The sequence below is a fragment of the Mesorhizobium sp. M0910 genome (assembly GCF_040319465.1).
GTDB lineage: Bacteria > Pseudomonadota > Alphaproteobacteria > Rhizobiales > Rhizobiaceae > Mesorhizobium.
This window is the reverse complement of record NZ_JAMYNZ010000013.1, coordinates 69,223-91,494: the sequence shown is the minus strand read 5'-3', so window position 1 is coordinate 91,494 and position 22,272 is coordinate 69,223. Positions and strand designations below refer to the sequence as shown.

The following is a 22,272-nucleotide window of genomic DNA, read 5'->3' as shown; positions in this document are numbered from 1 at the left end:
GCCGGAGACTTATCTGGTCATTCACGCAGCCGCCCTGATCGCCTGCGCGACTTTCTTCATCGGGATGCGTACCGAGACGATCGTGCCGATGCTTTCGGTCGAACGGATCTTCAACGCGCCACCCTGAAGCTCGGCCAGCGAGCGCGAGATGGCGAGGCCGAGGCCGGAGCCGGTATGGCTCTTGGAGAACTGGTTTTGCACCTGTTCGAATGGCCGTCCGAGCTTGCTCAGCGCCGCTTTCGGGATGCCACAGCCATTGTCCTCGATCGTCAGGATCAGCGCGCTGGAAATGCTGCGGGCTCTGACCGAAATGTGGCCGCCTTGCCCGGTGAACTTCACCGCATTGGACAGAAGGTTGATGAGGATCTGCTTGATCGCCCTGCGGTCGGCGAACAGCGTCAGCGAATCGGCGATGCGGGTTTCGACGGTGATCGACTTTTCCGCCGCCTGCAGCGAGACGACGCGAACTGTCTCCCTGATGAGCGGGCAGAGATCGATTTCTTCCTGATCCAGGGCGAACTGGCCGGCCTCGATCTTCGACATGTCGAGGATGTCGTTGATCACGCCGAGAAGATATTTGCCGCTGCCATTGATGTCGGTGGCATACTCTTCGTAGCGCGGCGACCCCAGCGGCCCGAACAGCCGCCGTTCCATCAGTTCCGAGAAGCCGATGATCGCGTTGAGCGGCGTGCGCAACTCGTGCGACATGTTGGCTAGGAATTCGGATTTGGCCCGGTTTGCCGCTTCGGCCCGCTCGGTTTCCTTCATGTATTTGCGATTGAGCTCGACGAGCTCACGAGCCCGTTCTTCTTCCGCGCGGCGGGCAAGGCTGAGGTCGTGGATTGTCGCCATCAGCCGGCGCTCGCTGTCGACCAGCTTCTCCTGGTGCAGCTTGATCTGGGTGATGTCGGAGCCGACGGAGACGGTGCCGCCGTCCCTTGTCCGCAACTCGTTCACTTGCAGCCAGCGGCCGTCGGCAAGCTGGCGCTCGAAGGTCACGCCCCCCTGCGGTCCGTTGGTATTGGCAAGCCGTCGCTCCGAGGCGAAGGCCAGCATGCGTTCCTCCAGCACGGCGCGCGGGGCGCCCGGCATCACGTCGCGATCCGACAGGCCGTTGTCCTGCTGGTATTTGGAATTGCACATGATCAGGCGCTCGGACGAATCCCACAGCACGAAGGATTCGTTGATGTTTTCGATGGCTGTCCTCAGGCGCAGGTCCGCCGCTTCGGAGCGCAGCGCCAGGTGCCGCTGCTCGGTGACGTCGACGGCGATGCCGATCAGCTGGATCTCCGGCGCTTCCGGGTCGATAACCTGTGCTCTTGCGCGCATCCAAACCCATTGCCCGTCGGCATGGCGCATCCGGAACACCTGATCGATATGATCGATCTCGCGTGCGACGATCCTGTTGGCGAGTTCGAACAAATCGCCGTCCTCGGGATGAATGATTTCGTCGACTTCGCCGAACGACAGCATCGTGTCGCAAGGCTCGTAGCCCAGCATGTCGTACATCGAGCGCGACCAGTACATCTTGCCGCGCACCATGTCCCAATCCCACAGGCCGCAGCGGCCGCGCACCAACGCCATGTCGATGCGCTGGTGGGCTTCGAGATAGATGCGGTCGGCGGCCTGGGCACGCGCCGCCTGGCCGAAATAGGCATAAAGGACGACGATCAGCACGCCGGCCGTCAGCACGAACAGCGTGACATTGAGTGAGACCGTCTTGCGCCAGGCGTCAAAAACTGCCTCCTGCGGCACGAACGCTGCCGCGGCACCCTTTCGGCCATTCGCCAGGCTCACTGCCGCGTACCAGTCCTGTCCGCCGATGCTAACCTCCATCACGCCGGCGCGGTCGCCGAACATGAACAGCGGCTGCCCGCCCTGCACGACGCCATCGAGCGATCGGCCCTCCCAGTGCATCGACTGCGGCGATACGGCAATGATCTTGAAGGCGCTGTCGGCGATCGCCAGTACGTGGCTTCGGCCCATCGCGCCCTGACGACCGGTGCTCTCCAGCAGGTCCTGGATCGCACCTGGCGCGGAAACCATGGTCGCGTCGGCGATCGAACTGGCCAGTTGGCCGGCGGCCAGCGCAAGGATCGCTTTGGCGTCGCGCTCGATCTCGTCGCGCTCGTTCATCAGCGACAGAAAGCGCAGTACTGCGATGATCAACAGAAACATGATAATGAGGGCCGGTATCGATCGCCGCAACAGCGGCTCGGCTGCCAGCAGCCGTCGGTAGGCAGGTTCGGCGATGAGCCGCGTATTGCCCGCGAGACCGTCGTTTCGCGCCTCGCGACGCTCAAACGCCGTCCCACCGGGCGCGCCCCACGCGTCCGCCTTCGCCATAAATGGCACTCCCCGATTTTCTGTCCCGCTTGACGATCCGGCAACGCCGCACTTCCGAATCGTCACTAAAGAATCAAAGGTGATTCGCCTTGTCCAGAGGTGCGGCGAAAAAAGATTAAAAATCGACTAAAATAATGGGTTTTCGGATGGTCTTCCCTTCTCCCACGACAAGGGGAGAAGGGGAGGTCGCTTACGCCAGGGTGCGCTCGATGATGTCTCGCAAATCGGCCGACAGCTTCTCGGTATTGGCGATTGAAAGCAACGCCTCCCTTGCCTTGGCCTGCCGCACGGGTTCGAGCGAGCGCCACGACCTGAGCGCCGTCGCCAGCCTGGCGGCCACCTGCGGGTTGCGTTTTTCGACCTGCAGCACCGTTTCGACGAAAAGCCGGTAGCCCTCGCCGTCGGCGCGATGAAAGCCGGTCTGGTTGGCGCTGGAAAACGTACCGATGAGCGCGCGTACCCGGTTCGGGTTGGCCATCGAGAACGTTGGGTGGCTGGTCAAGGCGCGCACCGCGTCGACGGTTTGCGGACCGGGCACGCTGGCCTGGATCTGGAACCATTTGTCCATGACCAGCGGATCGGTTGCATATTTCGCCTCGAAATCGGCCAGTGCCTTGATTGCCTCAGGTGAGCCGTGGTGACGGTGCGCAAGCACGGTCAACGCCGCGGCACGATCCGTCATGTTGGTCGCCGATTGGAAGTGCCGGGCAGCGAGTTCCGCACCTCCCGGCAGCAAGGAGAGATAGTCCAGCAGGACATTGCGCAGCGCCCGCCGCCCGGCACTGGCCGCGTCCGGGCTGAACGGACCATTGTCGGCGAGCCGATCGTAGAAGTTGGAGAATATCTCGCGGTTGGCCTCGGCGATCGCAACTGCCAGCGCCCTGCGCGCCGCGAAAATGGCGTCGGGGTCGATGTTCTTGCCGATGTCGCGGGCGATATCGGCCTCGCCGGGCAGCGCCAGCGCCAGTGCCCGATAGGCGGGTTCGAGCGCTTCGTCGCCGGCTATTTTGCCGGCAAGCCCGGTCAGCCGGGCGCTGAACTCGGGTTGCCTGTGGTCTAGGATCTGGCGGAAAGCTGCAATCAGCGCATCGGTCAAAAGCGTGTTGAACGCCTGCCAGCGCGAGAAGGCGTCGCTGTCGTGGCCAGCCAGAAAAAACTGGTCGTCGGGCCGCTGCTCGACCGAAAGCGTCACCGGCGCCGAAAAGCCGCGGTTGAGCGACATGGCCGGCCGCTCGGCAATACCGGAAAACCTGACGACATGGCGGCGTTTGCGAATATGGATGACGCCGTCCTCGACATTCGCTCCTTCCACGCCGCTATAGGCTGTCGCCTCTCCGCCGGCGCCGACCAGGCCGAAGGCAAGCGGAATGTGCATCAGCCGTTTGCGGCTTTCCGACGGCGTTGGCGGCACCGACTGCTCGATTTCGAGCGTGAATTCCTGCGCCGCAGGATTATACGCCGAACTGACGGTCAGGTTCGGCGTACCGGCCTGATGATACCAGAGCGAAAACTGCGACAGGTCGCGACCGGAAACGTCTTCGAACACCTTGATGAAGTCTTCGATCGTCGCCGCCTGGCCGTCGTGACGTTCGAAGTAGAGGTCCATGCCGGCGCGGAACGTCTCTGCACCGAGGATAGTGTGGATCATGCGCACGACTTCCGAGCCCTTTTCATAGACCGTCGCCGTATAGAAATTGTTGATCTCGCGATAGCGGCGCGGCCGCACCGGATGCGCCAGCGGCCCTTGGTCCTCGGGAAACTGATGGGCGCGCAGCGTACGTACCTCGGCGATGCGCTTGACGGCGCGCGAGCGCTGATCGGCGGAGAATTCGTGGTCGCGGAAAACGGTCAGGCCTTCCTTCAGGCAAAGCTGGAACCAGTCGCGGCAAGTGATTCTGTTACCTGTCCAATTGTGGAAATACTCATGCGCAATGATGGCCTCGATATTGGCGAAATCGGCGTCGGTCGCGGTTTCCTGGTCGGCCAGCACATATTTGTCGTTGAAGATGTTGAGACCCTTGTTCTCCATCGCGCCCATATTGAAGTCGGACACGGCGACGATGTTGAAGACATCGAGGTCGTATTCGCGGCCGAATGCCTCCTCGTCCCATTTCATCGACCGTTTCAAAGCGTCCATGGCGTAGCCGGCGAGCCTCTCTTTGCCCGGTTCGACATAGATTCCGAGCTCGACTTTGCGGCCAGACAGGGTAACGAAACTGTCCGAGATCTTGCCGAGGTCGCCGGCCACCAGCGCAAACAAATAGGACGGCTTGGGGAAGGGGTCGTGCCAGACCGCATAGTGCCAGCCGCAGGCAAGCTCGCCACTGCCGGCCGGGTTGCCGTTGGACAAAAGCAGCGGCGCCTCATTGCGCTCCGCTTCGATACGCACCGTATAGACCGACAGGATGTCGGGACGGTCGAGGAAATAAGTGATGCGGCGAAAGCCTTCGGCCTCGCATTGCGTGCAATAGACGTCGCTGGAGCGATAGAGGCCCATCAGCGCTTCGTTCTGCGCCGGCGCCAACACGGTTTCAATTCTCAGCCGGAAGCGCCTTGTGGCAGGGGGGCTGATGATTGTCAGTTGATCGGGCGTGACGAGAAAATCCTCAAGGCTCGGTTCCTGGCCGTCGATGGCGATACTGCGGAGCGTCAGCCCGTCGCCATCCAGCACCAGTGGCACCGACGCGGCAATCTCGTCGCGACGTTCGACCGTCAGCACGGCGGTGACATGCGTTGCTTCAGGCGAAAGGCGGAAAGTCAGGCTGGTTTCCGGAATCAGATAATCACTAGGGCGATAGTCTTCGAGTTTGAAGACCTGGCCGGTATCCGTGCGCATTCCTTGATTTTTCCTGTCGATCCGGGAGCGGCGGGCGGGTCCGCTGGTCCAAATAATTTGAAGTCTGCGCTCTTTACACGAAACACTCCCTCGACAAAACTGCAGCGACGTCTATTTCCGGCGATCATTTTCCAAGCATCATCGCGAGGCTTCCATGACCATCGTCACGCCGAAATTCGGGATGAGCGCCTCTGTGTTGCGTCGCGACGATCGGGCTTTCATCAAAGGCGCCGGGGCGGTTACGATCGGATCGACGCCTGCCGCGCTCAATGCGGTGACCGACGCGTTCTACCGCGCCTACGGCATCAGGCATATCGACAGGCCGGCAACGCCGGCGCGCATCTGGGCGATCGAGGAAGCAAAAGGGGCGTGACAGCCAGACCGGATTTGCCAGTGCTTGCAGCCGGCAATCTTGCCGGCGAGCACAGCACACTGACCGGGATCTTGCTCAAGATCGTATCGGTGGCGGTCTTCGTCGGCATGTCGTCCTGCATCAAGGCGGCGGGCACCGTGCCGGCGGGCCAGATCGTCTTCTTCCGCTCCTTCTTTGCCATTTTTCCGATCATCGCCTTCCTCGCCTTCCAGGGAAAACTCGGAACCGCCTTTTCGACAAAGCGCCCGATCAACCACATTGCGCGCGGCGTCGTCGGTGTCTGTGCCATGGGGCTCGGCTTCTTCGCGCTGACGCGGCTGCCGCTGCCGGAGGCGATCACGCTGAACTACGCGCAGCCGCTGCTGGTCGTGGTGTTCAGTTCGATCTTCCTCGGCGAAGCCATCCGCATATATCGCTGGAGTGCGGTTGCCGTCGGCCTGGTCGGGGTGCTGATCATCTCATGGCCGGAACTGACGCTGCTCAGTTCGGGCGCTGCCCTTGGCGATCAGGAGGTGCTCGGCGTCATTGCCGCCCTCATAGCCGCGGCGATCTCCGCCATCGCCATGCTCCTGGTTCGCAACCTCGTCCAGAGCGAGCGGACGGCGACCATCGTGCTGTGGTTTTCGGTTACCGCGAGCCTCATGGCGCTGCTTTCGCTGCCATTCGGCTGGCAGGCGCTGACGACGACACAGGCCGGGCTTCTGATTGCCGCGGGTTTTTGCGGCGGGCTTGGCCAGATCCTGATGACCTCGGCCTATCGCCATGCCGAGGCTTCCGTCGTGGCACCCTTCGAATACACTTCGATGATCCTCGGCGTCGTCGTCGGGTATCTGGTCTTTGGCGATGTCGCCACGATCAACATGCTGGTCGGCGGCATGATCGTGGTTGCGGCGGGGATTTTCATCATCTGGCGCGAGCGCCAGCTGGGTCTCGAACGCACCCGCACCCGCAAGGCCGTCGCGCCGGAAGGGTGATCACGGCTCCGCTGCGTCAGTCCGCTCTTTCGCCAGCCGCACCAGCACCGCCCGCGTCTGTTCGTCGGCGGGGAAAAAAGATTCGATCGCCAGCTCCGACAGCGTCACGTCGAGCGGCGTGCCGAACACGGTGATGGTGCTGATGAACGACAGCACCGCGTCGCCATGGGCAAGCTTGAGCGGATGGACAATCGCATTTGGTTCGACCGGCGCCGGCCGGCTGCCTCTAAGGCCGGACGGATAGGCCCGAAGCTCGCGCTCGAGCTCGACCAGAACCGGATCGGCGGTAGCGTCGTTCTGCCGCTTCAGCCGCTCCAGAAGATGCGTCCGCCATTCCGCTAGGTTGACGATACGCGGCGCGATGCCGCCGGGATGCAGGCTGAGGCGCAAAACGTTGACCGGCGGCTTCAGCAGGGAGGCATCGGCGACATTGGCGAGGAACGGGCCGATGGCGGCGTTCGCCGACACCAGGTTCCAATGCCGGTCGACGGTAAGCGCCGGGAACGGCTCGTGCGCCTTGAGCACGGTCTCGACCGCCGCCATCGCCGGTGCCATCGAGGCATCGTCAAGTGGTCGTTCGCCGAAGCTCGGGGCAAAGCCGGCGGCCAGCAGCAGCTGGTTGCGCTGCCTGAGCGGGATCGAAAGCTGCTCCGCCAGATGCAGCACCATGTCACGCGAGGGTGCGGCGCGGCCGCTTTCCACGAAGCTCAGATGCCGCTGCGAGATCTCGGCCTCCATAGCGAGGTCGAGCTGGCTCATGCGCCGGCGTGTACGCCATTCGCGAATGAGACTGCCGGCGGAAATCTGGGCTGCTGTCATAACGAGATGACTAGGCCGGCAGTGGGCGCATTTCAATTACCTGCGAAGTCATGATGCCGCCCTTCCTTCCTCGCAAGGGGAGAACTGAAGACGCGCTCTGCACCATTACCCAAGCGCCCGCAACTTCGCCTTCACTTCGAGGAAATCCCGCCACGCCAGCTTCTTGTGCGCCGGCGTTCTCAGCAAATAGGCCGGATGCAGGGTCGGCATGGCAGGAATGGCGACGCCGGACGGGGTCGTGTGGACGCGCCAGTTGCCGCGCAGCCGCAATATGCCTTCGGAGGTGTTGAGCAGGGTCTTTGCCGACGGGCCGCCGAGATTGACCAGCACCTTCGGATTGACCAACTCGATCTGCCGCTCGATGAACGGCCGGCAGATCTCGGTTTCGTGCGGGGTCGGCGTGCGGTTGCCGGGCGGCCGCCAGGGAATGACATTGGCGATGTAGACGGACGTCCGGTCAAGACCGATCGCAGCCAGCATGCGGTCGAGCAGCCGGCCGGAGCGGCCAACGAACGGCAAGCCCTCTATGTCCTCATCGCGACCCGGCGCTTCGCCGACCAGCATCACCTCGGCAGTCGGATTGCCGTCGGCGAACACAAGGTTCTTGGCGGTGAATTTGAGATTGCAGCCGTCGAATGCCGCCATGTGCTGGCGAAGCTCGTCGAGGCTTGCCGCCGATCTCGCCAGTTGCCGCGCCAATGCCGCTTGCGCCTCGTCGGGCACCGTTGACATGGCCGGGGACGTTCGCACTGCCGGTGCTGTACTCGGTCTCTCGCCCATTTCGGCGCGCGATACGCTCGTCGAGCGTTGTGGCGCCGCATTTTCACCGGCCGGCATAGCGGCCGCCGCAGGCACCCGCTCCGGTGGCCTGGCTTCTGCAAACCTGTTTACCGGGTGTTCTTCAAGTGCCTCGTCGACGCCGGCGCTGGCGTAGAAGGCCAGCAGCTCGGCGAGATCGGCTCGGCTATTGTGGGGGGCGGCAGTCATGGTTTCACATTCGGCCGCAAAGCTTGAATTTGCAAGTTCAGCTCGACGGTATGCGCGGATCCTGCACCAGATAGAACGTCCAGCGCGGCGTGTAGTCGGTGATCAGGAAATAGAAGCTGGCGGTCTTCAGCGGGTCGATCTTGCCGTTCTTGAACAGCAGGCGGTCATACGGTTCGAAATTGCGGTCGAAATCGGCGTAGCTGCTCGACCAGATATTTTCAGGCGTTTTGTTGCGCTGGTCAAACGACAGGCCGTCGCCGAACACGCTCGGCTGGTCGAGGATCTCCTGGAGTTCGAACTGGAACTCGACCCAGGCCTGGCCGCTATTGTTGAGCACGTCGATGCGCATATACATCAGACCATTGGCGAAGTCTCCCGCCTTGCCGAACGGCTGGATCGGCTTTGTCGTGCGAATGGCAAGCGTTACCGGCGTCGCTGAATTCAGCTCTTCGGTGATGACCAGCGGATCCTCTTTCGTGCCGATGCCGGAAGCCCCGGTGATGCGGAAGCCGCCGCGCTCGTCGGAAAAGGAATAGGCGCCGGTCGCCCAGACCAGTTGCTGCTCGGCATGGGCATCGAGGGTCGTCAGTGGCAGCAGCGCCAACAGCGCCGCACGGCAAATCCGGCCGGGCGTGAAAAAAAAGCGCGTCGATGAAAAGCCAGCCGGCCTGAATATGCGCATGGCGGGAAGTATGGCCGATAAGCAAGCCGTCGAACAATTAAAAACATCAGTGCGACATATCTGTGCAAACGGAATAGGATTGAAGATTGATGCTCGCCACCGCGAATCTGTGTGGCAGGACGCGACTTTTTGACGAAATCGGTATTGTCACGTCCGCGCCGGTTTCCCGTCGCTATTTGATGCGCTATGCAGCGCGTGAGCCAGCAAGATGCCGGGAATAGCGAGCCAGTGAGGGGTCGATGAGCGATATCGAACGCGAAAGCATGGAATTCGACGTGGTCATTGTCGGCGCCGGCCCGGCCGGCCTCGCCGCCGCGATCCGTCTCAAGCAGGTCAATCCCGAGCTTTCCGTCGTCGTGCTGGAAAAGGGCGGCGAAGTCGGCGCGCACATCCTGTCCGGCGCCGTCGTCGATCCGATCGGCATCGACCGGCTGCTGCCCGGCTGGCGCGAAGAGGAGGGTCATCCCTTCAGGACACCGGTCACCGACGACCATTTCCTGGTTCTCGGCCCCGCCGGTTCGTTCCGTCTGCCCAATATCCTGATGCCGCCGCTGATGAACAATCACGGCAACTATATCGTCTCGCTCGGCAATGTCTGCCGCTGGCTGGCGACCAAGGCCGAGGCGCTGGGCGTCGAGATCTATCCGGGCTTTGCGGCGGTCGGCCTGCTCTACAACGAGGCCGGTGCGGTCACCGGCGTCGTCACCGGCGACATGGGCGTCGAGAAGGACGGCACGCACGGTCCGGGCTTTGCGCCGGGCATGGCGCTGATGGGCAAATATGTCTTGATCGGCGAGGGCGCGCGTGGCTCGCTCGCCAAGCAGCTGATCGCCAAATACCACCTTTCCGACGGCCGCGAGCCAGGAAAATACGGCATCGGCCTCAAGGAACTCTGGCAGGTCAAACCGGAAAACCACCGGCCGGGCCTTGTGCAGCATTCCTTCGGCTGGCCGCTCGATATGAAGACCGGCGGCGGCTCCTTCCTCTACCATCTCGAGGACAACCAGGTGGCAGTCGGCTTCGTCGTTCACCTGAACTACAAGAACCCCTATCTGTCGCCCTTTGACGAGTTCCAGCGCTTCAAGACCCATCCGGCGATCCGCGGTACCTTCGAGGGTGCCAAGCGGCTGGGCTATGGTGCCCGCGCCATCACCGAAGGCGGCTGGCAGTCGGTGCCGAAACTGTCCTTCCCCGGCGGTGCCCTGATCGGCTGCGCGGCCGGCTTCGTCAACGTGCCGCGCATCAAGGGCTCGCACAATGCCGTGCTCTCCGGAATGCTGGCGGCCGAGCATGTCTGTGATGCGATAGCCGCCGGCCGCGCCAATGACGAGCTGGCCTCCTACGAGGCCACCTGGCGCGCCACCGATATCGGCAAGGATCTGAAGAAAGTGCGCAATGTCAAGCCGCTATGGTCACGCTTCGGCACCATTGTCGGCGTCGGCCTTGGCGGGCTCGACATGTGGCTGAACACGCTGTTCGGCTTCTCGCCCTTCGGCACGATGAAGCACGGCAAGGCCGACTACGCCACGCTGGAACCGGCCGCCGCGCACCAGAAGATCGCCTACCCGAAGCCGGACGGGGTGCTGACCTTCGACCGGCTGTCGTCGGTGTTCCTGTCCAACACCAACCACGAGGAGAACGAGCCGGTCCATCTGCTCGTCGCCGACATGGACCTGCAAAAGCGCTCCGAGCATGACGTCTATGCCGGGCCCTCGACGCGTTACTGCCCGGCCAGCGTCTACGAATGGGTCGACAAGGACGGCAATGCCGCCGCCGATCCTGCGGCAAAGGATGTGCGCTTCGTCATCAACGCGCAGAACTGCGTGCACTGCAAGACTTGCGATATCAAGGACCCGAACCAGAATATAAATTGGGTGCCGCCACAGGGCGGCGAGGGCCCGGTCTACCAGAACATGTAAGTCACAAGGTTTGTTCCGGACTAAACAAGATGAGGAGCAGCGCAACCGTAGGATTGTTGAATAAACCGCCTGCCTGTGTTTCCTTTCTGCGGCGACAGGGAGGAAGGAAAAATGCGCCTGGCAGTTCTGACGAGCGTTGTGGCGATCGGGGCATTGTGCGCCCCTGCAGCCTTGGCCGGCACTAAGGTGCTGGTCAAGACACGAACTTACAACATTGCCGGAACCACCGGCGCGGCCCTGATCGAGGCCATGGATCGCAGTGGGCCGAAGCACGGCTTCATGACCCACGCCATCGCGCAGACCGGCTACAGCGTCGATGATTGGACCTTCGACGCCCATCAGGAAAACGGCGTCTGCCGCCTGCGCCGGCCAACGGGACGCTCAATCTCTTCTATACCTATCCCAAACTAGTCTCAGCCACATCGCCTGCGCTGCAGAAGCGCTGGAAGCGGTTCTTCGCTGGCGTCCGCGCCCATGAAGAGACCCATGGCCGCATCGCCAGACAGATGATGCGGGCCACCGAAAAGTCGGTTCGAGGGCTGACAGTCGCTGATGACCCGCACTGTTTCGAGGCACGTCGCGAGGCAAAGCGCCGGATCAATGCCATCTATGCCGAATACGAGGCAAAGCAGATCGCCTTCGATGCGCACGAGCATCGCGACGGCGGCCCTGTCGAGCACCTCATCCGCGCTTTTGTGGGCCAGTAATAAGCCAGGTCGAGACTGGACTGCGGATTTTCAGCTTCGCGTCCCGCCAGGCAGCGCTGCAAGCGCGGTCGCCGTCTGGTGCTCGTCGAGCGGCTTTTGTTCATGCGACCGTAGCGAAAACTCCACCAGCACCGGCAGATGGTCTGAGCCGGTGTCCTCAAGGGTCGACGCCGAACGGATAACGATGGCGCCCTTGCTGAAAACCTGGTCGATCGGCAGTCCGGCGAAGCGCAGGAAATCCGGCAGCTTTCTGTAGAGCCAGGTCGGCCCGACCGACGGCATTACAGTCAGCTTGCCAAGCGATGCGACGCGCCGGACGGCGGCGCTCCATGGCGCTGCGTTGCAGTCGCCCGCCAGGATCGACGTCTCGCCAAGCGAGGCGATTTCGTCAGACAACCCTCCAATCTGCCGTGATTGGTTGTGCGGCCATGGCCAGGTGAGGTGGATGGCGCCGACATCGACGTCGGTTCCGCCGAAATCGACCGTGGCGATCGCCATTGCGCCGCGGCTGTCGCAGTGCGGCGCTGTGCCTATGGCAAACGGTCGTCTGGACAGCAGCGCAACGCCGAACACGCCATTGGGATACGGGCAGAGGATCCGGTAGGGATAAGCGCTGGACAGCAGCCCAAGCTTTGCCTTCCACATCTCGGACACCTCTTCGAGGGTGATCACATCGGGCTGGGTCCGGCCGATCAGCGACAGCACCTTCTCAGGCGTTGGATTGTTGAACCTGAGGTTCATCTGCAGCAGGCGGTAGACCGGCTCGTCACCAGGTTTGGCTTCGTAGGCGGCCTGCACCTGCCATAGCCGCGAAAGCGGCAAGGCATTCGACGTGGTGGCAAAGGAGGCTACCGCAAACAGCAAGGCGGCCGCAGCCTGCAGGCGAAACGAGGTGGCGAGCAGGGGCAGCGCGCAAAGCGCCATCAGCACCGAAAAATGGACGCGGAAATGAGCAAAGGAATCGAGGGCCGGATGCAGCGATCCGAAAAACCCGGCCACCAGCGCGGCCGAGAGTGCAAGCATTGCGACGAATGCCAGCGCAACCGTCATTTCCCGAATACGTGCCATCGCTTTGTCTATCGGCAGAAGTGCGGCTCAATCAAGATGACGAAATGTCCTGACCCGGACCGACACATGCGATTCGGCATTTACTGGAAGGCCGTTTCCGAAAAGCTCCTGAGCTTACGCGAATGCAGTCGCTCCATCGGCATTTCAGCCAGCTTCTCCATCGCCCTGATGCCGATGGTCAGATGCTGCGCCACTTGCCGCTTGTAGAACTCGGTCGCCATGCCGGGCAGCTTCAATTCGCCATGCAGCGGCTTGTCGGATACGCAAAGCAGCGTGCCATAGGGAACCCGGAAGCGGAAGCCGTTGGCGGCGATCGTTGCCGATTCCATATCGAGCGCGATCGCCCGCGACTGCGACAGCCGCTGCACCGGCCCGCGCTGGTCGCGCAGCTCCCAGTTGCGGTTGTCGATGGTGGCGACGGTGCCGGTGCGCATGATGCGCTTGAGGTCGTAGCCGGAAAGCCCGGTGACCTCGGCGACCGCTTCCTGCAGCGCCACTTGGATTTCAGCCAGCGGCGGGATCGGCACCCAGACCGGAAGATCGTCGTCGAGGACATGGTCTTCCCGAACATAGGCGTGTGCCAGCACATAATCGCCCAGCGCCTGCGTGTTGCGCAGGCCAGCGCAATGGCCGAGCATCACCCAGGCATGCGGCCGGAGCACCGCAATATGGTCGGTGATGGTCTTGGCGTTGGAAGGGCCAACGCCGATATTGACCATGGTGATGCCGCCATGATTCGGCTTCTTCAGATGATAGGCCGGCATCTGCGGCAGGCGAGGGGGCGCAGCACCCTCACCAGGCGCGCTGTCGCCCACTTTGGTCACGATATTGCCCGGCTCGACGAACTCTACATATCCGTCACCGCCATTGGCCATCAATTCGCGTGCACGGGCGACGAATTCGTCGATGTAGAACTGGTAGTTGGTGAACAGCACGAAGTTCTGGAAATGCTGGGGACTGGTCGCCGTATAGTGCGACATCCGATGCAGCGAATAGTCGATCCGTTGTGCCGTGAACGGCGCCAGCGGCCGTGCCTCGCCCAATCCCACTTCAAATGTACCGTTGGCGATCTGGTCGTCGGTGCCGTCGAGATCCGGCACGTCGAACAGGTCACGGATCGGCCGTTTGATGCGTTCCGCAGCGGAACCGTCGACATGCGTGCCTTCGAGAAAGGCGAAATGCAGGGGGATGGGAGTGGTCGATTCTGAAACCGTGACCGGAACGCCGTGGTTGCGCATGATCAGCCGAAGCTGTTCGGTGAGATAGCTCTCGAAAAGAGCAGGCTGGGTGATTGTGGTTGAGAAATGCCCCGGCGTCGGCATGTGACCATAGGCCTGCCTCGAGTCGATCTGGGTGAACGAACTCGTGGTGACGCCGATCTCCGGATAGAAGGCCCGGTAGCGTTTGTTGTTGTCGCCGCCCGCTGCGAGCGCGGCAAATGAATCGCGCAGGAACTTTGTGTTGCGGTCGTAAAGCACCTGCAGGGCCGCGACCGCCTTCTTGGCGTCGTTGAAGCTCTGTCGGCCAAACGGCTCCGGCGTGACGACCGATTCAATGGCTTGGGGATAGATTCGCTTTTCCATGACCCAATATAGAGAGTTGGGCGCGCAGTTGGGAGGGGGTAAGGCGGTCTCAAAACGCGCTGTCGGCGGTTTTCTTTCCGGCGGCCTAGCCTCGCCGCAAGCTGACCAGCAGCACAAAGCCGACGCTGGCCTTTCTCAGCGCAGGCGCCTCGATGGTCGAACCGGAATCGGCGCGCATCGTCGGCACGGCCAGGACCGGGGCCGCCAGAACCGTCAGGATGAGTGCCGTCCGCGGCAGAAGCCGAAGGATCTTGACGACATTGGCGGTGAGGCGGGTCATGGCGTGGGTTTCAATATCTCGCTGTCGGGTTCAGTGGCGAAGCTGGTTCGGGCAACCGAGCCGGCAGGAAATGGCCACATCCCAGGCGCGGGCCGGCCGGCCGGCTTCGGCGACAAGGACGGCGAACAACATGCCGAACAGGCTCATCAGCAGGCAGACGATGGTGAAGCGGCGGGCAAGCATCGCGCGGTGTCTCCTTCAACACGCATGACAATGCCTTGCCCAGGCTGAACCGGCTCTGATGCCGGCGTTCATCTGGGGTTCAAAATGGTTGATGATCTCTGGGCGGGCCGCCTTGAAAGCAGTGACCTATGGCGAGCCGCGGCTGCGAGACCGATATATGAAAACGGGGCCGACTGGCCCCGCGCACCCCGGCAGGAATGGCACGATCAGAGCTTGTGCCAGGTCTGGCTCTTGCAGATCAGCCCGCCCAACACGCAGCCGCTCATCTTGAGCGAACTGCCGGAAAGCGAAGCCTTGCCCGAATAGGTCTTGTCGGTTTCGGGGTCGGTTATGGTGCCGGCATATTTGTTGTCGCCGGCCACCTTCAGTGAACCTATGTTCTTGCCGGCAAATTTGCCGGATTTGAGCGTAATCGAAAATGCCCCGCCGCCACCCGAAATGGCGGCAGTCGCTCCGGCTTGCGTTTTCCAATTGCCTTCGATCGGATCGGCCCATGCCGCGCCGGTCATCATTATTGCGGCCGCGAGGGCCAGGCTCACGTGTCGAAACATGTCTTTCCTCCCTCAGGCAAGTCCAATCGGGCTCCGTCCCGGCCGTCTGCCCCTTACGCAAACGTAAGCTAGTCCAGCTCCCGGAAAAACAAAAGCGGTGCCGCGACGGAACGGTTGCGGGTTTTTGCCCGCTCCCGAACGGCCGCGCCGGCGAAAAATGAAACGGGCCGCACACGTCTTTGTCTTCTGTGGTTAGCCGAGTCTTGATCCGCGCCTCGCAAGTTTTCTTCAAATTTTGTGCAAACTGGCGCAGTTGCTGGCTTTGTATCCTTAACGAATTTTCGCGTTTACCTCTTGTTTTAGCTTTGTTTTCCTCAAATTAAGCACGCCATTTAACGACGGATTCAAGCCTCCGCGGCATTCTCGAAAGCATCGAAAGAGCGGCCGCCCCCGAAGGTAATCAAGGACACCGAGGGACAGACGGAGACAGCTCTCGGGAGCCAGAACAGGGGATTTGAAATGGCACGTTTTGAAATGCTTGAAGCCGGCTTCGGCGCCATGGGGGCAACTGCCCAGGCCGATATTCTTTTCGAGTTGGGCATGATGTATGCGACCGGCCGCGATTGCGAGACCGATGTCGTCGCCGCCCACAAATGGTTCAACATCGCCGCGATCAAGGGTTCGGCCCGCGCCGCGGAACTGCGTTCTGAATTGTCGGCCGCCATGTCGAAAGTCGAGATCGCCAGTGCGCTGCGCGAAGCCCGCGAATGGATGACGATGCACTGAATTCGCCGACACTGAGTTCACTGACAGGGACGCTTCGGGTCAAGGCCGCGCAGACGGCTGGCCCCGAAAAAAAGAGGCCGCGCAAGATGGCCGACCAAGTCAAAACCAAGAACACAGCAGGCTGATCAGGCCGAGCCGTGCAACAGACAGGGAAGGCCAGCAGGTTCCGGCGCGGATGCGCCGGCAAGCTCAATGGCAAAAGCCGCGACCGGCCGGAACAGGGCTGGCGCGGCTTTGTCTTTGGGACCGCATGTTACAGGCCCAATCGAGCGCCGACGATGCGTCTAGACAGCTCCGGCGAAGGATGAAATTCTCCCGCCACTCTGGAAGAGGCGCGGCCGGGCGGCTGCGCGAGAGTGGAGGAGTTATGTTACCATGAAGAAATTCAGTATTTTGAGCGCAGCCATATTTGGCCTGATGATGACCGCGCCGCTCGCCTTCGCCGACGACATCACCTTTTCGGTGGTCGGACCGATGACCGGGCAGCTTGCCACCATCGGCGATCAGTTCAAGCAAGGCGCGCAAGCCGCCGCCGACGCGATCAACGCGGCTGGCGGCGTCGACGGTCGCCAGATCAAGCTCGACATCGAGGATGATCAGTGCGATCCGAAGCAGGCGGTTTCGGTCGCCAACCGCATCATCGCCAATGGTGTCAAGTTCATCGATGGTCACGCCTGCTCGGGCTCCAGCATCCCGGCCTCCGCTGTCTACGCAGAAGCCGGTGCGCTGATGATGAGTCCGGCTTCCTCAAACCCGGTGTTGACCGACGCAGCGGCGAAGGCCGGCTGGCCGACGATCATGCGCCTCTATACGCGCGACGATGCGCAGGGCGCTTTTATTGGTCCCTGGATCGCCAAGAAATATGCCGGCAAGAAAGTCGTCATCCTGCACGACAAGAGCGCCTATGGGCAGGGCGTGGCCGATGCCGTGAAGGCAACGATGAACCAGAACGGTCTCAATGAAATCCTCTACGAGGGCATCAACGCCGGCGAGAAGGACTATTCCGCGCTCGTTACCAAGCTCAAGGAGCTGAAGGCTGATGTGGTCTATTTCGGCGGCTATCACCCCGAAGCCGGCCTCATCCTGCGCCAGTCGGCGGAGCAGAACCTCAAGTTCCAGTTGATCATGCCGGACTCGATCGCTTCGCCGGAATTCTGGCAGGTTGCCGGTCCGGCCGGCGAAGGCACCATGTTCGTCTTCCCATCGGATCCGCAGTCGAAGCCCGAAGCCAAGGAAGCTATCGCCAAGATCAAGGCCGGCGGCTTTGTGCCGGAGGGCTTCACGCTGTTTTCCTATGCCGTGATCCAGGCATTCGCCGAGGGCATCAAGCGCGCCGGCAGCGACGACCCGGCCAAGGTCGCCGAGGCGTTGAAGAACGGCCAGCCGATCAGCACGGTTGTCGGGCCGGTCACCTTCGACGAGAAGGGCGACCTCAAGAACGCCAGCTACGACATCAACCAGTGGCATGACGGCAAATACGCGCCGATCCAGCCCTGATAGAACTATGTTGTAATTGAAAATGGCCGGGTCGAACCTGGCCATTTTCATCTTTGCGGTGCCTTTTGTGACGCGCTCGGGGTCACTTCGTGGATAAGGAAACTGCGGTCAGCTGTGGTTCCTCGGCAAAGCGAACCAGCACGGTTCCGTCTGTGACCTGCGCGCCTTCGGCGGCGATCTCGGCGATAAGCCCGTCATGGGGCGCGGCAATGGTGTGCTCCATCTTCATCGCCTCCAGTATCAGCAGCGGCTGGCCCTTGATCACGGCCTCGCCTTTTGCCGCACGCACCAATTTGACCAGGCCCGGCATCGGCGCGCGCAGGCTGCCGGAAGCGGCGGCTTCGTCGGCTCGCGCCAGCGGGTCCGGCACGGCAAAATCGTAGCCGATAGCGCCCTCGAAGACGGTGACGTGGCCCGGCCAGCGGGCGAGGCGAGGGGCGGTACGGAGATCATGCGAATTGACGCTGTCATAGGGCGCTTCCAGCGCCACCTCGAACCGTCTGTCCGGCCGCACCGACACGCGCGCGGCGATCTCCTGCTCGCCAAACTTCAGCAGCATGCGCCGCACTACAGCGTGGAAATGCGCATAGCCGGCCAGCGACAACCAGGGATCGTCCGAGGACGGCAAGTCGCGCGCACCGGAAGCAGCAAGTGCCGCGGCGGCAATTGTCTCACCGCTCGGCGGCGCAACCGCCGTCAACGCCTGCTGATGCCTGGAGATCAGGCCGGTATCGATATCGCCCGCCGCAAAAGCTGCATCAGCGGCCAGCGCGGCAAGAAAGCCAGTGTTGACGGTCGAGCCGGCGATTTCGGTCTGCGACAGCGCCTCGCCAAGTGCCGTGAGCGCCGCCCGTCTGTCCTTGCCATGGACGATCAGCTTGGCGATCATCGGGTCGTAAAACGGCGAAATCGCATCGCCGGCGCGCACGCCAGTTTCGATGCGCATGGTCGCACCTTCCGGTGCTGGCTGCGGAAATTTCAAATGGTGCAAGGTGCCGGTCGCCGGTAAAAACCCTCTTGCCGCGTCCTCGGCATAGATGCGCGCCTCGAAGGCGTGGCCGGAGAGCGCGATCTCGCTCTGCGTCTTCGGCAGTTTTTCGCCGGAGGCTACCCGCAACTGCCACTCGACCAAGTCGATGCCGGTGACCATTTCGGTGACGGGGTGCTCGACCTGAAGGCGGGTGTTCATTTCCATGAACCAGAAACGGTCGGCCTTCAGACCTTGCGAGGCATCGACGATGAACTCGATGGTACCGGCGCCGGAATAGTGGATTGCCTTTGCGGCTTTCACCGCCGCCTCGGTCATCGCCTTGCGCAGTGCCGGCGTCATGCCGGGGGCAGGCGCCTCCTCGATCACCTTCTGATGGCGGCGCTGCGCCGAGCAGTCACGTTCGTGAAGATGTACGGCGTTGCCGAAATTGTCACCAAACACCTGCACTTCGATGTGGCGCGGCTTGTCGACATATTTTTCCACCAAGACGCGGTCGTCACCGAACGCGGCTTTCGCCTCGCGCCGCGCGCCCGACAGTGCTTCCGAAAAATCATCGGGATGCTCGACACGCCGCATGCCCTTGCCGCCGCCGCCGGCGCGCGCCTTGATCAATACGGGGTAGCCGATCTCGCGCGCCTTGGAGGCGAGCAACACGATCTCCTGCGCTTCGCCATGGTAGCCCGGAACGACAGGCACGCCGGACTTTTCCATCAGCCGCTTGGCCGCGTCCTTCAGTCCCATGGCACGGATCGAGGCCGCCGACGGCCCAATGAAGATCAGCCCAGCGGCGGCGACCTGGTCGACGAATTCGGGGTTTTCCGAAAGAAAGCCGTAGCCCGGATGGATGGCCTCGGCACCTGTGGCCAAGGCCGCTGCAATGATCTTGTCGCCGCGCAGATAGCTTTCGTTGGCGGGAGAGGCGCCGATATGCACCGCTTCGTCGGCCATTTCGACATGCAAGGCGTGAGCGTCGGCATCGGAATAGACGGCGACGCTGCGCACACCCATCCTGCGTGCCGTGCGGACCACCCGGCAGGCGATCTCGCCACGGTTGGCGATCAGGATCTTGGCGAACATCGGGCCTCCCGGATTTGGCGCGGGCAATCCCGGATCGGCGTTTGCCCGTCTACTTCGAAGCCGCGATCTGACAGTTGCCGCTGGCCGCCACCTTGTAGTACGCCCGTGCGCTCTGGCAGGATTTCATCGCCATGGCCTCTGCCGCCTTTTGCGACGAGGCATTGCAGTGAGCGCCACACAGGACGTAACCGTCCCTGACCCGCACGAAAGATGTCGTGGCGTATGCCGAATGGCCGCTTGCAGCGACATAGGCCTTGTAGGCCTTGGTGCATTCGTCCTTGGCGCTGCCAGGCAGAAGTGGTGAAAAGCGCTTGTCGCCTTCGCTTCCGGCCAGCGATCCCGCCGCGCCCGTGCCTGGTGCAGCTAATATAAGTAACCCCGAAAGTATTGCGGCAGTAGTTTTCTGGAAAAGTTGCTGTTTCACCTTCGCCCAAGCCCCATTGACGTTGAAAAACAGCAATAGCCGCAATTTTTCTGTATGGCCAGTTGGATGATTGAAAATGGGTCTGCAGATTTCTCATGGCTGTGGATCACGCTTTGCCGAGTGCAGCAACGGCCCGCTGATACAATTCGGCCGTCGGCTCGTCGAAGCAGCAGAAAATGACGGTTTCCGGAACGGTGTTCTGGCCGATGAAGGCGCTCACGGTCCCGACTGCAATTTGCGTCGCCTGATCCTTCGGGTAGCGGTAGGCCCCGGTCGAGATCGCTGGAAACGCCACCGTCCGGCAGTCCTTTGCGGCGGCGATTTCGAGCGACCGGCGATAGCAGGAGGCGAGCAGTTCGGCTTCTCCTTTGCTGCCACCTTGCCAGACCGGCCCGACCGTATGAATGACGTAGCGCGCGGGTAGCCTGTAGCCCTTGGTGATTTTTGCGTCTCCGACCTTGCAGCCATGCAAGGTCCGGCATTCTGCCACAAGCTCGGGGCCGGCCGCGCGGTGGATAGCGCCGTCGACGCCGCCGCCTCCGAGAAGAGAGGTGTTGGCGGCGTTGACGATGGCGTCGACCGCCAGCCTCGTGATGTCGCCGGTTTGAATACGAATCCTCTGGCCGATTTCGCTCATCTCACATCCTGAACACGCCGAACCTTGTCTCTTCGATCTCGGCGTTGAGCGCGGCCGAAAGGCTGAGCGCCAGCACCTCGCGGGTCTTGGCCGGGTCGATGATGCCGTCGTCCCAGAGCCTTGCCGACGAATAGAGCGGGTGGCCTTCATGCTCGTATTTCATAAGGATCGGCTTCTTGAATTTCGCCTCCTCCTCGGCGCTCCATTCCCCGCCCTTGCGCTCGATGCCTTCGCGCTTGACCATGGCCAGCACCGTTGCCGCCTGCTCGCCGCCCATCACCGAGATGCGGGCATTCGGCCACATCCACAGGAAGCGTGGCGAATAGGCGCGTCCGCACATACCGTAATTGCCGGCGCCGAACGAGCCGCCGATGATCACGGTCATCTTCGGCACCTTGGCCGTTGCGACCGCCATGACCAGCTTGGCGCCGTCCTTGGCGATGCCGCCGGCCTCGTATCTCCGCCCGACCATGAAGCCGGTGATGTTCTGCAGGAAAATCAGCGGGATCCTGCGCTGGCAGCACAGCTCGATGAAATGCGCGCCCTTTAGCGCGCTTTCCGAAAACAGCACGCCATTGTTGGCGATGATGCCGACCGGCATGCCGCTGAGATGGGCAAAACCGGTGACCAGCGTGGTGCCATAATTCTGCTTGAACTCATCGAATTCGGAGCCGTCGACGGTGCGGGCGATTACCTCGCGTACGTCATAGGGCTGGCGCAGATCCGTCGGCACGATTCCGTAGAGTTCATGTGGATCGTGAAGCGGCGGAATCGATTTCTGTAAGGCAAGGCTTACAGTCTTGTTCCGATTCAGGTTTTTGACGATACGCCGGCATATGGCCAGCGCATGCTCGTCGTCGAGCGCATAGTGGTCGGCAACGCCGGAAAGCCTTGTGTGCACGTCGGCGCCACCGAGGTCCTCGGCGGTGACGTCCTCGCCGGTGGCCGCCTTCACCAGCGGCGGGCCGCCGAGAAAGATGGTTGCCTGGTTGCGCACCATGATTGTCTCGTCCGACATCGCAGGCACATAGGCGCCGCCGGCAGTGCACGACCCCATGACGCAGGCGATCTGCGGAATGCCGGCGGCCGACATGTTGGCCTGGTTATAGAAGATGCGGCCGAAATGATCGCGGTCGGGAAACACCTCGTCCTGATTGGGCAGATTGGCGCCGCCGCTGTCGACCAGATAGACGCAAGGCAGATTGTTCTGCAGCGCGATTTCCTGTGCACGCAGATGCTTCTTCACTGTCAGCGGATAATAGGTGCCGCCCTTCACCGTGGCGTCGTTGACGACGACCATCACTTCGGTGCCTTCGACGCGCCCGATGCCGGCGATGAGACCGGCCGACGGGATGTCCTCGCCATACATCGACCATGCCGCGAACTGGCCGATTTCGAGGAAGGGCGAGCCGGTATCAAGCAATTGGGCGAGGCGTTGCCGCGGCAGGAGCTTGCCGCGGGAGACGTGCCGCTCGCGCGCATCTTCCGAGCCGCCGCGTTCGACCGTGGCCGCTTTCTCAGCAATATCGGCGACCAGCGCCCGCATGCGCTCGGCATTGGCGCGGAAAATATCGGAGGCGGGCGAGATCTGCGAGTTGAGGGGGGCCATGGC

20 protein-coding genes and 1 pseudogene are annotated in these 22,272 nt (G+C 62.2%); 7 read left to right on the top strand and 14 right to left on the bottom strand.

The genetic code is table 11. From position 1 onward, the window contains the following. Positions 1 to 21 precede the first annotated feature (21 nt). Positions 22 to 2,346 (bottom strand): PAS domain-containing sensor histidine kinase, encoded by a 2,325-nt coding sequence (locus tag NKH78_RS26705; RefSeq protein ID WP_352738184.1) that lies wholly within the window; start codon positions 2,344 to 2,346, stop codon positions 22 to 24. A 190-nt stretch (positions 2,347 to 2,536) separates the two neighbouring features. Beyond that, positions 2,537 to 5,182 (bottom strand): aminopeptidase N, encoded by a 2,646-nt coding sequence (gene pepN, locus NKH78_RS26700; RefSeq protein ID WP_352738182.1) that lies wholly within the window; start codon positions 5,180 to 5,182, stop codon positions 2,537 to 2,539. A gap of 154 nt (positions 5,183 to 5,336) precedes the next feature. Here pepN and NKH78_RS26695 point away from each other — a divergent pair, with 154 nt between their 5' ends. Continuing rightward, on the top strand, positions 5,337 to 5,555 hold the full coding sequence (locus tag NKH78_RS26695; protein WP_352706152.1) for a hypothetical protein: 219 nt from the start codon (positions 5,337 to 5,339) through the stop codon (positions 5,553 to 5,555). Next, a complete protein-coding gene (locus NKH78_RS26690; protein ID WP_502899851.1) occupies positions 5,552 to 6,529 on the top strand; it encodes a DMT family transporter in 978 nt (325 codons plus the stop codon). Before NKH78_RS26695 ends, NKH78_RS26690 begins: the two co-directional genes overlap by 4 nt. On the opposite strand, the gene NKH78_RS26685 is transcribed toward NKH78_RS26690, so the two are convergent. The 3 genes from NKH78_RS26685 to NKH78_RS26675 form a co-directional block, all read right to left on the bottom strand. Then, a complete protein-coding gene (locus tag NKH78_RS26685) occupies positions 6,530 to 7,348 on the bottom strand; it encodes a helix-turn-helix domain-containing protein (protein ID WP_352706080.1) in 819 nt (272 codons plus the stop codon). A 105-nt stretch (positions 7,349 to 7,453) separates the two neighbouring features. Next, entirely contained in the window at positions 7,454 to 8,335 is an 882-nt protein-coding gene (locus NKH78_RS26680; RefSeq protein ID WP_352706078.1) for a uracil-DNA glycosylase, read from the bottom strand. A 37-nt stretch (positions 8,336 to 8,372) separates the two neighbouring features. Continuing rightward, positions 8,373 to 9,017: a hypothetical protein gene (locus NKH78_RS26675; RefSeq protein WP_352647256.1), complete on the bottom strand. Its 645-nt coding sequence runs from the start codon at positions 9,015 to 9,017 to the stop codon at positions 8,373 to 8,375. Between NKH78_RS26675 and NKH78_RS26670 the strand changes: the two genes are divergently transcribed. The 3 genes and pseudogenes from NKH78_RS26670 (at position 8,968) to NKH78_RS32715 (ending at position 11,643) form a co-directional block, all read left to right on the top strand. Continuing rightward, complete coding sequence (locus tag NKH78_RS26670) at positions 8,968 to 9,150, top strand: hypothetical protein (RefSeq protein ID WP_254820002.1); 183 nt, start codon at positions 8,968 to 8,970, stop codon at positions 9,148 to 9,150. The genes NKH78_RS26675 and NKH78_RS26670 overlap by 50 nt on opposite strands. A 106-nt stretch (positions 9,151 to 9,256) precedes the next feature. After that, positions 9,257 to 10,936, top strand: coding sequence for an electron transfer flavoprotein-ubiquinone oxidoreductase (locus NKH78_RS26665; RefSeq protein ID WP_352706075.1), 1,680 nt, complete (start codon positions 9,257 to 9,259; stop codon positions 10,934 to 10,936). A 111-nt stretch (positions 10,937 to 11,047) separates the two neighbouring features. Further along, positions 11,048 to 11,643 (top strand): annotated as a pseudogene (locus tag NKH78_RS32715) (DUF922 domain-containing protein). A 30-nt stretch (positions 11,644 to 11,673) separates the two neighbouring features. On the opposite strand, the gene NKH78_RS26650 reads toward NKH78_RS32715, so the two are convergent. The 5 genes from NKH78_RS26650 to NKH78_RS26630 form a co-directional block, all read right to left on the bottom strand. Further along, positions 11,674 to 12,711 (bottom strand): endonuclease/exonuclease/phosphatase family protein, encoded by a 1,038-nt coding sequence (locus tag NKH78_RS26650; RefSeq protein ID WP_352706071.1) that lies wholly within the window; start codon positions 12,709 to 12,711, stop codon positions 11,674 to 11,676. Between the two features lie 80 nt (positions 12,712 to 12,791). Beyond that, on the bottom strand, positions 12,792 to 14,294 hold the full coding sequence (locus NKH78_RS26645) for an AMP nucleosidase (RefSeq protein WP_352647263.1): 1,503 nt from the start codon (positions 14,292 to 14,294) through the stop codon (positions 12,792 to 12,794). 85 nt (positions 14,295 to 14,379) lie between these two features. After that, positions 14,380 to 14,574, bottom strand: a complete 195-nt coding sequence (locus NKH78_RS26640) for a hypothetical protein (RefSeq protein ID WP_352706069.1) — start codon at positions 14,572 to 14,574, stop codon at positions 14,380 to 14,382. Positions 14,575 to 14,604: 30 nt separating this feature from the next. Next, positions 14,605 to 14,757 (bottom strand): hypothetical protein, encoded by a 153-nt coding sequence (locus NKH78_RS26635; RefSeq protein ID WP_023718367.1) that lies wholly within the window; start codon positions 14,755 to 14,757, stop codon positions 14,605 to 14,607. Positions 14,758 to 14,963: 206 nt separating this feature from the next. Further along, a complete protein-coding gene (locus NKH78_RS26630) occupies positions 14,964 to 15,308 on the bottom strand; it encodes a DUF2147 domain-containing protein (protein ID WP_254819976.1) in 345 nt (114 codons plus the stop codon). A 459-nt stretch (positions 15,309 to 15,767) separates the two neighbouring features. Here NKH78_RS26630 and NKH78_RS26625 point away from each other — a divergent pair, with 459 nt between their 5' ends. Next, positions 15,768 to 16,034, top strand: a complete 267-nt coding sequence (locus NKH78_RS26625; RefSeq protein ID WP_352706067.1) for an SEL1-like repeat protein — start codon at positions 15,768 to 15,770, stop codon at positions 16,032 to 16,034. A 375-nt stretch (positions 16,035 to 16,409) separates the two neighbouring features. Beyond that, entirely contained in the window at positions 16,410 to 17,531 is a 1,122-nt protein-coding gene (locus NKH78_RS26620; protein WP_254819977.1) for a branched-chain amino acid ABC transporter substrate-binding protein, read from the top strand. Positions 17,532 to 17,613: 82 nt separating this feature from the next. Here NKH78_RS26620 and NKH78_RS26615 read toward each other — a convergent pair whose 3' ends face one another. The 4 genes from NKH78_RS26615 to NKH78_RS26600 all read right to left on the bottom strand — a co-directional run bounded on the left by NKH78_RS26615 (position 17,614) and on the right by NKH78_RS26600 (position 22,269). Then, positions 17,614 to 19,599 carry an acetyl/propionyl/methylcrotonyl-CoA carboxylase subunit alpha gene (locus tag NKH78_RS26615; RefSeq protein WP_352706065.1) on the bottom strand — a complete coding sequence of 662 codons (1,986 nt, stop codon included), beginning with the start codon at positions 19,597 to 19,599 and terminating at the stop codon, positions 17,614 to 17,616. Positions 19,600 to 19,648: 49 nt separating this feature from the next. Beyond that, entirely contained in the window at positions 19,649 to 20,059 is a 411-nt protein-coding gene (locus NKH78_RS26610; RefSeq protein ID WP_352706063.1) for a hypothetical protein, read from the bottom strand. A 70-nt stretch (positions 20,060 to 20,129) separates the two neighbouring features. Then, the gene (locus NKH78_RS26605; protein WP_352738177.1) at positions 20,130 to 20,660 is read right to left on the bottom strand and encodes an O-acetyl-ADP-ribose deacetylase; all 531 of its coding nucleotides are present in this window, start codon (positions 20,658 to 20,660) and stop codon (positions 20,130 to 20,132) included. A 1-nt stretch (position 20,661) separates the two neighbouring features. After that, on the bottom strand, positions 20,662 to 22,269 hold the full coding sequence (locus NKH78_RS26600; RefSeq protein ID WP_352690006.1) for a carboxyl transferase domain-containing protein: 1,608 nt from the start codon (positions 22,267 to 22,269) through the stop codon (positions 20,662 to 20,664). Between the last annotated feature and the right edge of the window lie 3 nt (positions 22,270 to 22,272).

Bases quoted from the DNA above. Each gene is read 5' to 3' on its own strand.
- NKH78_RS26705 (WP_352738184.1), bottom strand. From the start codon at position 2,346: ATGGCGAAGGCGGACGCGTGGGGCGCGCCCGGTGGGACGGCGTTTGAG.
- pepN (WP_352738182.1), bottom strand. From the start codon at position 5,182: ATGCGCACGGATACCGGCCAGGTCTTCAAACTCGAAGACTATCGCCCT.
- NKH78_RS26695 (WP_352706152.1), top strand. From the start codon at position 5,337: ATGACCATCGTCACGCCGAAATTCGGGATGAGCGCCTCTGTGTTGCGT.
- NKH78_RS26685 (WP_352706080.1), bottom strand. From the start codon at position 7,348: ATGACAGCAGCCCAGATTTCCGCCGGCAGTCTCATTCGCGAATGGCGT.
- NKH78_RS26680 (WP_352706078.1), bottom strand. From the start codon at position 8,335: ATGACTGCCGCCCCCCACAATAGCCGAGCCGATCTCGCCGAGCTGCTG.
- NKH78_RS26675 (WP_352647256.1), bottom strand. From the start codon at position 9,017: ATGCGCATATTCAGGCCGGCTGGCTTTTCATCGACGCGCTTTTTTTTC.
- NKH78_RS26665 (WP_352706075.1), top strand. From the start codon at position 9,257: ATGAGCGATATCGAACGCGAAAGCATGGAATTCGACGTGGTCATTGTC.
- NKH78_RS26650 (WP_352706071.1), bottom strand. From the start codon at position 12,711: ATGGCACGTATTCGGGAAATGACGGTTGCGCTGGCATTCGTCGCAATG.
- NKH78_RS26645 (WP_352647263.1), bottom strand. From the start codon at position 14,294: ATGGAAAAGCGAATCTATCCCCAAGCCATTGAATCGGTCGTCACGCCG.
- NKH78_RS26640 (WP_352706069.1), bottom strand. From the start codon at position 14,574: ATGACCCGCCTCACCGCCAATGTCGTCAAGATCCTTCGGCTTCTGCCG.
- NKH78_RS26635 (WP_023718367.1), bottom strand. From the start codon at position 14,757: ATGCTTGCCCGCCGCTTCACCATCGTCTGCCTGCTGATGAGCCTGTTC.
- NKH78_RS26630 (WP_254819976.1), bottom strand. From the start codon at position 15,308: ATGTTTCGACACGTGAGCCTGGCCCTCGCGGCCGCAATAATGATGACC.
- NKH78_RS26625 (WP_352706067.1), top strand. From the start codon at position 15,768: ATGGCACGTTTTGAAATGCTTGAAGCCGGCTTCGGCGCCATGGGGGCA.
- NKH78_RS26620 (WP_254819977.1), top strand. From the start codon at position 16,410: ATGAAGAAATTCAGTATTTTGAGCGCAGCCATATTTGGCCTGATGATG.
- NKH78_RS26615 (WP_352706065.1), bottom strand. From the start codon at position 19,599: ATGTTCGCCAAGATCCTGATCGCCAACCGTGGCGAGATCGCCTGCCGG.
- NKH78_RS26605 (WP_352738177.1), bottom strand. From the start codon at position 20,660: ATGAGCGAAATCGGCCAGAGGATTCGTATTCAAACCGGCGACATCACG.
- NKH78_RS26600 (WP_352690006.1), bottom strand. From the start codon at position 22,269: ATGGCCCCCCTCAACTCGCAGATCTCGCCCGCCTCCGATATTTTCCGC.